This window comes from Oceanisphaera sp., assembly GCF_052084945.1.
In the GTDB taxonomy this organism is placed as follows: domain Bacteria; phylum Pseudomonadota; class Gammaproteobacteria; order Enterobacterales; family Aeromonadaceae; genus Oceanimonas.
Genome location: NZ_JBQDEX010000062.1, coordinates 9,309 through 14,671 on the forward strand (window position 1 = coordinate 9,309; position 5,363 = coordinate 14,671).

The window sequence follows — 5,363 nt, forward strand, 5'->3', positions numbered from 1 at the left end:
ACAGATATTACAGCTAGGCGCAGTCTATCCGTTTCAGCGTTAAGCAAACCAGAGGTGAATAGTTGGGCGCTACACAGCAAAAAGCCACTAAAATAGTGGCTTTGTTATCAGGTTTAGCTTTGGCTTATCTTTATAAAAGCTTAGCTAAACGGGCGTTGGCCGGCTTCCATGAGCTTGCTGATGGCACGACTAACACCCAACTCGGCGGCATATCCCAGCTTGTGCTTTAGGCTTTGCTTAGGAGTAAAGTGCAAACGGATCACCCGCTTATGTTCACTTTGCGCCAGCAAATACTCACTGCTAGTTGATAATTCATCCACCAAGCCTAAGTCTTTGGCATCAGTGGCTAACCAGTGTTCGCCAGTGGCCACTTTATCTAGCGCTAAAGCCGGACGGTTTTTGGCAATAAAGTCTTTAAAGCGATGGTGGATAACCTCTAACTCTTCACGAAACTTAGCACGCCCTTCATCATCATTTTCCCCAAACAAGGTTAAAGTGCGCTTATACGCGCCTGCGGTGTGCAGCTCAACGTCTATGTCTTTTCCTTTTAGAAATTTATTAAAGTTAGGCATTTGTGCCACTACGCCAATAGAGCCCACAATGGCAAACGGTGCAGCAATAATACGCTCTGCCACACAGGCCATCATATAGCCTCCACTGGCAGCAACTTTATCTACCGCTACCGTCAGGTGTAGCCCTTTTTGTTTCAGGCGAGCAAGCTCAGCGGCACCTAACCCATAGCCGTGTACCACACCACCACCAGACTCTAACCGCACTAACACCTCATCGCCTGCTTTAGCGAGCTGCAATAAACCGGTGACTTCACGACTTAAACCACTCACTTCATTAGCATCCATACTGCCTTTAAAGTCTAGTACATATAGGCGCGCACCGACTTCAGTTTGCTTTTTTTCAGCCTTAGCAGCTTGCTTAAATTGTTGTTTTAGAGTTTTGCGCTCACTATCATTATTTGCAGTGGCCATTTGTAGCTGGCGTTGCTGGCGGCGTAAATCTGCGCTTAGGTCTTCAATTTCTAGCTTATCGCCACCGCGCTTTTGCCGCGAGGCCGTGCCCGCCACTAAGGCAATGACCACCGCAATGGCAACCACCCAAGTGATGGCTTTGGCGGCAAATACGCCATATTCATATAAAAATTCCAGCATGATGTTTCCTTTAATAACAATGAACAGTGATAAAGCAAATGCGTTTTAGCTAGGTTAATCGCCTATTGTAAAAGTCTTATGCGCGAACACCAATGGCCTTTTTCTTTTGATTTTAACGTTAAGCACTAGCATCCCTGCGCAGAGTCTGGTTTGATCGCTCTATATTAATGTTAAAAGAGACCCAAGCCGATATGCATAACTACCAAGCAGCTGCTAACTTACTTAACAATAAAGTTATTTTAATTACGGGCGCCGGCGACGGTATTGGTCGCCAAGCCGCACTGCAATATGGGGCCCATGGCGCCACCGTTGTGCTATTAGGCAAAACTGTCAGCAAGTTAGAGGCCGTTTACGATGCGCTATTAGCTCAAGGGAGCCCGGAGCCTGCCATTATTCCGCTCGATTTAGAAGGCGCAACCAAAGATCATTACCTACAAATGGCCGAAACCTTAAAGCAGCAGTTTGGCCAGCTTAACGGGGTGTTATTTAATGCCAGTCACTTAAGCGTGCTAGGCCCGTTTGAAATGATTGGTGAAGATGAGTGGGACAAGGTGATGCAAATTAATCTTCGTTCACAATTTTTACTGACCCAAGCACTATTGCCGTTATTAAAGGCAAGCGAGCAGGCATCTATTGTGTACACCAGCTCAGGGGTTGGCAAGCAAGGCCGTGCTTACTGGGGGCCTTATGCTATCTCAAAGTTTGCCACCGAAGGTATGATGCAAGTATTAGCCGATGAGTTGAGTAATACTCAGGTTCGCGTTAACTGCATTAACCCAGGCGCTACGCGCACCGATATGCGCTCACGTGCCTACCCGGGGGAAGATCCTGCCACTTTACGCACCCCAGAACAAATTATGCCACTATACCTGTACTTAATGGGAGAGGAGAGTCTCGATGTTCGTGGTCAATCTTTGAATGCGCAACCAGATAAGGTAAGTTCTGGGGTTACTTCTTAAGGAGTGACGCTGCGCACGTGAAATATTATAATTAGCTGTAAGCTCAAATGGAGTCAGGGCTCTATGCCAAAAGGATATGACAGGCCATGTATCGTCCCAAAAGTACGGTAGAGCAATGGCGAATATTTCAGGCGGTAGTTGATAATGGGGGATATGCCCAAGCCGCAGAAGTCCTGAATAAAAGCCCCTCTTCACTCAACCATGCTGTCGCAAAACTGCAGCAAGGGCTAGGGGTCGCCTTATTAGAAGTAAAAGGGCGCAAAGCCTTTCTTACTCCAGAGGGGGAGGTGTTTTTACGTCGCTCTCGTAAGCTAACTCAAGGCATAGAAGAGCTAGAGCTACTGGCGGATGTATTAGCCAGTGGCTGGGAGCCAGTGTTGCGTATTGTGGTAGAGGCCTCATTACCGCGCCAGCCTTTGTATCAGGCACTGGCTGATTTTTCTATTCGCTCGCGAGGCTGTCGTATTCATTTAGCAGAAGCTCAGCCCAGTGGCTGTGCCGCTGTTATTCATAAACAGGCAGCAAACTTTGTTTTTGCCAGTAAAGCCTTCAGTGGCGTCACCAGCTTACCGCTGATAACAACGGCTTATTTACCAGTCTGTTCATCAACCCACCGACTGGCCACGCTTGTTGAAGTTAACTCTCACGATCTAGAGCAAGAGCTGGAGTTAATACTGGCCGACAGTCATCAAGCAGAGGCAGGCTGGGAAGGCACAGAACAACCTTGGGTGATTAATCACCTACACGATACCTTGTCTTTACTACGCCGCGGCGTCGGCTTTGCTTGGTTGCCGCAAGATGTAGTGGCACCGCTGATTCAGGCCAATATATTAACTCGTCTCAATATGGCAAATTACATACAACGTAAACGCTTTACGCATTTAGTGTTACCTCAAACCTCCCCACCCGGCCCCGCAGCCAGTTTATTATTAACTCTTATTCGTCACCATTATGGTTTGCCAGATAAGAGTGCAAGTAAGGCTTGATCTTGCCAGTGGCTAACGCCTTGCTTATGCTAACCCCCTAACAGTTGACAAGGACCCCTAATGTTTGATTTTGATCAGTGGATAGACAGACGCCCTACCCGTGCCCTTAAGTGGCTCAAGTACGAAGGCACCGATATTTTGCCGATGTGGGTAGCAGATACCGAATTTAAAGCGCCACCAGCAGTGATTAAGGCGTTATCTGAGCGCGTTGAGCATGGTATTTTTGGTTATAGTCGCCCTAGCCCACAACTCACTGAGCTACTTATCAAGCGCATGGCCGATCTGTATGGCTGGCATATAGAAGCCGATTGGCTGGTGTATATGCCAGGTGTAGTCCCTGCGCTCAACTTGGCGTGTGATACCTTTACCGAGCCTAATAGCAATATTATTACAGCCAAGCCTATTTACTATCCATTTTTACATGCGCCGGGCTTTCATGGCCGTAAAGCAGCCTATGTGGACATGGTTGAACAAGATGGACGTTGGTTACTGGATCTTGAGCAATTAGAAGAACAAGCCAAACACAGCGATCTCTTCTTATTATGTAACCCGCATAATCCAGGCGGCACTATTTATACCCAAGCCGAGTTACAAGCCATTAATGACATTGCTGAACGGCATAATGTGATTGTCTGCTCAGATGAAATTCACTGTGACCTCTTGCTTGATGAAGGCAAACCCCATATTCCCTATGCAGCCGTTAGTGACGATGCCGCCAATCGCAGTGTGATCTTAATGGCGCCCAGCAAAACCTTTAATATTGCCGGCTTATGCTGCTCGTTTGCTATTATCCCTAATCCTAAGTTGCGCCAACAGTTTACTCGCGCCGCGCGCGGTATTATGGCTGACGTAAACTTGCTAGGTTTTGTGGCCGCCGAGGCTGCTTATCAAGATGGCGACGACTGGCTGGCCGCACAGCTGGTGTACCTGCGCGAGAATCGCGATCTCCTGGTAACACGCTTAAATCAAGTATCTGGGGTTAAAGTATTATCCCCAGAGGCGACCTACTTGGCTTGGGTGGATATTAGTGCCCTAGGCTTAGAAGATGCGGTGGGCTTTTTTGAACAAGCGGGGGTGGGAGTTTCTCCGGGCGGACAGTTTGGCGGCAGCGACTTTATTCGCATCAACTTCGGTTGCCCGCGCGCCATGCTAGAGCAAGCTCTAGATCGCATGATAACAGCACTAGAAGCGCGTTAGATTCAAAGCCGTAGCTGAAATAATAACAACGCCGCCTAGCTTAGATAGTCAGGCGGCGTTTTTTATTAGCCCTTTTGTGCGAATAAATTCGCCCCTACGTAAAACACGTCGACAGCATTAATGCACCATACCAAAGACTCAGTGCTTAGGGGTTAGCTTGGCGCCGGGCGCTCGGCGCTACCTTTAAGCAAGTCAGGCACAAAAAAGGCCTTGCTTTGCAGCAAGGCCTTTTTTGTGTTTATGGCGGAGGAGCAGGGATTTGAACCCTGGATGGGCTATAAACCCATGCCGGTTTTCAAGACCGGTGCATTCAACCACTCTGCCACCCCTCCGAACGAGATGCATAATACTGATAGTGAGCCTTGCTGTAAACAGCTAATAGTTTGATTGCTGGCTAATTAATCACTTTGATTACTTTCTGGCTTATTATCCATATTATTGGAGCTAGCTTGAGGCTCACTATGCTGTAGTTCAACAAAGTATTGTTGTAAAAATGCCTCATCAAGCGCAGAAAGGTCAAAGCGCTGACTCGCCGCACGCACTAACTGCTCATCAATGGCATTATGCTCGACTATCCAAGCGATGGCTTTACGTAATGCTTCATGATCACTCATATCGCCTCCGGCACTAACTTATAACGTTAGTGTTTTATATTTGCCTTTTAATTGATATGTATTTTGAATACACTTTTACTTTAACTGTGACCTACTTCACTTTTTTTACACTGAGGGTATATGCACCTAAAACATCGACTGCGCGACGCCACTCTCGCGGGACTCGCCGCCTTTACTGCCGTCATAGTATTGAGTTACCTAAAGAACTGGACTCACTTTATGATTTTGAGTGCGCCATTAGGGGCCACGCTGGTGTTGTTGTTACTGCTGCCCTCGGCCCCTTTATCTCGCCCTAAGCATGTTATTTTAGGTCATTTACTCACCACTATTCTTTCTATTATAGGCCTAAAATTTATTCCTGACCCCATGATTGGGCTGGCGATTTGCTTTGGCTTAAGCTTTACCTTAATGGTGCTCACCGACACCTTACACCCTCCCGCTGGT

At 47.5% G+C, this 5,363-nt stretch carries 6 protein-coding genes and 1 tRNA gene; 4 read left to right on the top strand and 3 right to left on the bottom strand.

Annotation, left to right across the window (positions count from 1 at the left end):
• Positions 1-140: 140 nt before the first annotated feature.
• The gene (gene sohB / locus ACTHY5_RS07255; RefSeq protein ID WP_441878223.1) at positions 141-1,160 is read right to left on the bottom strand and encodes a protease SohB; all 1,020 of its coding nucleotides are present in this window, start codon (positions 1,158-1,160) and stop codon (positions 141-143) included.
• A gap of 194 nt (positions 1,161-1,354) precedes the next feature.
• Between sohB and ACTHY5_RS07260 the strand changes: the two genes are divergently transcribed.
• The 3 genes from ACTHY5_RS07260 (at position 1,355) to ACTHY5_RS07270 (ending at position 4,305) form a co-directional block, all read left to right on the top strand.
• Complete coding sequence (locus ACTHY5_RS07260) at positions 1,355-2,122, top strand: YciK family oxidoreductase (protein ID WP_441878225.1); 768 nt, start codon at positions 1,355-1,357, stop codon at positions 2,120-2,122.
• 86 nt (positions 2,123-2,208) lie between these two features.
• On the top strand, positions 2,209-3,108 hold the full coding sequence (locus ACTHY5_RS07265) for a LysR family transcriptional regulator (protein WP_441878216.1): 900 nt from the start codon (positions 2,209-2,211) through the stop codon (positions 3,106-3,108).
• Positions 3,109-3,168: 60 nt separating this feature from the next.
• On the top strand, positions 3,169-4,305 hold the full coding sequence (locus ACTHY5_RS07270) for a MalY/PatB family protein (RefSeq protein ID WP_441878218.1): 1,137 nt from the start codon (positions 3,169-3,171) through the stop codon (positions 4,303-4,305).
• 241 nt (positions 4,306-4,546) lie between these two features.
• Here the strand turns inward: ACTHY5_RS07270 and ACTHY5_RS07275 are convergent.
• Both ACTHY5_RS07275 and ACTHY5_RS07280 read right to left on the bottom strand, forming a co-directional pair.
• Positions 4,547-4,637, bottom strand: a tRNA-Ser gene (locus ACTHY5_RS07275).
• Positions 4,638-4,703: 66 nt separating this feature from the next.
• Entirely contained in the window at positions 4,704-4,919 is a 216-nt protein-coding gene (locus ACTHY5_RS07280) for a hypothetical protein (RefSeq protein ID WP_441878220.1), read from the bottom strand.
• 120 nt (positions 4,920-5,039) lie between these two features.
• Between ACTHY5_RS07280 and ACTHY5_RS07285 the strand changes: the two genes are divergently transcribed.
• The coding region (locus tag ACTHY5_RS07285) for an HPP family protein (protein ID WP_441878221.1) at positions 5,040-5,363 on the top strand (324 nt) is incomplete at its 3' end.